At 33.7% G+C, this 3,337-nt stretch carries 2 protein-coding genes and 3 pseudogenes; all 5 read right to left on the bottom strand.

All coding sequences use genetic code 11. From position 1 onward, the window contains the following. On the bottom strand, nt 1-358 hold a 358-nt coding region (locus AFK68_RS05070; RefSeq protein ID WP_094671850.1), incomplete at its 3' end, for a hypothetical protein. A 515-nt stretch (nt 359-873) separates the two neighbouring features. Beyond that, nucleotides 874-1,752, bottom strand: a pseudogene (locus tag AFK68_RS41040) (Hsp70 family protein); the annotation flags it as partial. 1 nt (nt 1,753) lies between these two features. Then, nucleotides 1,754-2,387 (bottom strand): annotated as a pseudogene (locus AFK68_RS41035) (Hsp70 family protein); the annotation flags it as partial. Between the two features lies 1 nt (nt 2,388). Further along, nucleotides 2,389-2,884, bottom strand: a pseudogene (locus tag AFK68_RS41030) (Hsp70 family protein); the annotation flags it as partial. 225 nt (nt 2,885-3,109) lie between these two features. After that, nucleotides 3,110-3,286 carry a hypothetical protein gene (locus AFK68_RS34500; RefSeq protein ID WP_210407238.1) on the bottom strand — a complete coding sequence of 59 codons (177 nt, stop codon included), beginning with the start codon at nt 3,284-3,286 and terminating at the stop codon, nt 3,110-3,112. Nucleotides 3,287-3,337: the final 51 nt, after the last annotated feature.

The raw sequence follows: 3,337 nt of genomic DNA, 5'->3' as shown, positions 1-3,337 counted from the left end.
GATAGACTATTTGGCAAGGTCCTTTTATTTTCAGAGCGTGGCAATAATCTTTTTTATCTCCTACCTTCACAGCAACTGCTGGATAAGAAGTTCCATTATCTCGGTTGTAATCTATAGTCTTTCGTAGAACATGAACAAAAGTATTAGCTGTACGCCTATTTTTATTCCAACTACCTTCAGGACCACGGCGACCTGGTATAATTTCCGGCATTCCTCGTTTGTTCAATGGAATCATCCAACGTCTTCCATCTTTATAAGCGTCTCGAACACGACCTTCATTCAGTAGCATTCGTAGTCTACCTGTAGAAATATTGAGTAGAAATGCTGCTTGTGTTGTAGTAGCTTTTTCTATAGTCATAACTATAACGTTTGGGTTTTTAGATTTTAGAATATTAACTCTGGTAGTATCGGTATTATAAAATATAGGTAAGGAGATAAGGAAGAGAAAAGAATAAACTGGATGTAGAATTATTTGATTGAGGAAATTTATCAACAAAATGTTTTTCTAATTCTGCAAGTAGTCTAGAATTATCGGCGTTGCTGAATCAAGGTATGAAAATAAAACTGAATAATCTCAAGTCTTTGTTGTTCAATAGTGAGCGCTATTACAGTAGCGGTACAGAGCATTATCGCCAACAAATACAAATCATACCCACGCATCAGCAACACCTTTTTTTCTATCTAGATTTTCCGCAGAACTAGATAAGTAGGTTGGCATAAATAAACGTTAAAACGAAAAATCAGAAAATGAAGCCAGAAAGCACTTTTGAAAAGGTTTTCACCATTTTGAATCTTCGTCGCTATTTTACGGATAATTAAACCCACCTACTTAATAAAGAACAATTAAACATAACTATTCCAGAAATAAATATACTAACTCAACTGCACAACTGCTTGCTCATTTAACAAAGTTTCATTTGTCAATAAATCTTCCACTGTTATTCTCAAAAACCTAGACTCATCTACCCGAAACAAAACCTTAATTCGATCGCTTCCTGGATTACCTGGAGGATTTAATTGAGCAATATTACGACCTCCATCTCTATCATTTAAAGGTTGTACTGAAGTTTGTTCTCCAGATATTTTTCTAGTGATTAGGCGATCGCCGTCAAAGTAAACTTCTGTACCTCCAGATTCAGCACCTAATTCTCCTAAAATTAATTCTATACTTGGCTGACTATTGACTGAAGCACCTAATACTAATTCCACAGAATTAGTCATTGGATATGGTTGACCAGATTTAATTAATGGATGCCAACTATGAGCATTTTTCTTTCTATCCCAATACCGAATACCATAACTGTGATACAAAAAATCTTTAATTTCTACTCCTTGAGTTAATTGTAAAGCTCCCTGAGAAATTGCTTCAAAAGGTTTTTCACAACGAATTTTTCCAGCATCAAAATATTCTTTTACCCAGTTCTGAACTGCCGGAATTTGTACAGTTCCTCCTACTAATAAAACAGCATCAATTTCTGATAATTCTATTCCCTGTCTTTTTGCCTGTTGTAAAATCTGATTCATAGAATTATCAAGACTGGCAAAAAATCCATTTTTCCTAATAATTTCCTCAAAGTCATTTCGCCCTAATTCCAACTCATAACTTTCCAAACTTTCATCATCAAAAAAAACTTCCGTTGCCTGCTGCTGCAAAGACAATTGAATCTTTAACTTTTCTACCAAACGAGTAGTTAAAGGAGTCTTTTCTATCCCTTGACTTTTAACAAAATAATCCACTAACCAATTATCAATNAAAAATCCATTTTTCCTAATAATTTCCTCAAAGTCATTTCGCCCTAATTCCAACTCATAACTTTCCAAACTTTCATCATCAAAAAAAACTTCCGTTGCCTGCTGCTGCAAAGACAATTGAATCTTTAACTTTTCTACCAAACGAGTAGTTAAAGGAGTCTTTTCTATCCCTTGACTTTTAACAAAATAATCCACTAACCAATTATCAATATCTGAACCTCCTAAATTCTGCCCTGCCTTTGCCAAAACTCTCGCAGTTTTTGCCTTTTGATTTGAACTTTTACCAAAAGATTTTTCACCCCATTTCAGAATAAAACCCAAAGGTTGTTTTTGCATCGAATTATCCAATCTTACCAAAGATAAATCTAAAGTTCCCCCACCAAAATCAACCACCAATAAAATTTTTGCATCTGCCATTCCATAACCTAAAGCTGCCGCAGTAGGTTCATCAATCATTCTTACTTGTTGAACTTTTAGAGACTGACAAACTTCTCCCAACCAATTACGATAAGCTTCAAAACTATCAACTGGAACAGTAAAAATTAAAGATTCTACTGGCAAAGGAACATTCCGAATACCCGCTATAACTTCTTCTAAAAATAATTTCCCTACCTGTTCAAAAGAAACAATTTGACNAAGCTGCCGCAGTAGGTTCATCAATCATTCTTACTTGTTGAACTTTTAGAGACTGACAAACTTCTCCCAACCAATTACGATAAGCTTCAAAACTATCAACTGGAACAGTAAAAATTAAAGATTCTACTGGCAAAGGAACATTCCGAATACCCGCTATAACTTCTTCTAAAAATAATTTCCCTACCTGTTCAAAAGAAACAATTTGACCGTCAAGTTCGGGTAAAAATCCTTGAATATTTGCACCAATACCCCGTTTAAAATTACGAAAAAATTGAGAATCTGTATTAACATCGAAACCTTTATCTCTAACTTGTTGCCCTATTACAACTTTTTTTTCAGCAGCATTTTCCACATAGACTAAACTAGGAATTAAAGGTGGATTTTGCCCAGAAATAATTGATAAGTTTGGTAACTTAATAGTTTCTGGCTGTTGAGTTGTTTGATTCCAACGGGAGATTACGGTATTACTTGTTCCGAAGTCTATAGCTATGGTCATTTAGTTATTTAAGTTAAATATTTTATATTTTCATTTTCAGAATTATAGTAGATTTGCTTGACAAAGAAAAACTTGACATGATATTATAAGCATAATGGAAAAGGTGCGCTCATATATACTCAAATTAGATTTTACTAAAAACACCATACTTCCCTACTAAATAAAATAGCATTCCAGAAAGTCTGATAAGTCATAACTGATGCCTCGTTGAAAATCACGAAAAAATCAAGAATCTGTATTCACATCGAAACCTTTATCTCTAACTTGTTGACTTATAACTACTTTTTTTTCAGCACCATTTTCCACATAGACTAACCTAGGAATTAAAGGTGGATTTTGCCTAGAAAGAATTGATAATCTGTAACTTAATAGTTTCTGGTTATTGAGTAGTTTGATTCCCACGAGAAATAAAAGTATTACTTGTTCGGAAGTCTATACATATAGTTAGTAATT

Origin of the sequence: Hydrocoleum sp. CS-953, assembly GCF_002260545.1 — a bacterium.
Classification (GTDB): domain Bacteria; phylum Cyanobacteriota; class Cyanobacteriia; order Cyanobacteriales; family Microcoleaceae; genus Trichodesmium.
The sequence above is the reverse complement of the archived record's forward strand: the minus strand, read 5'-3'. Positions and strand labels throughout refer to the sequence as shown.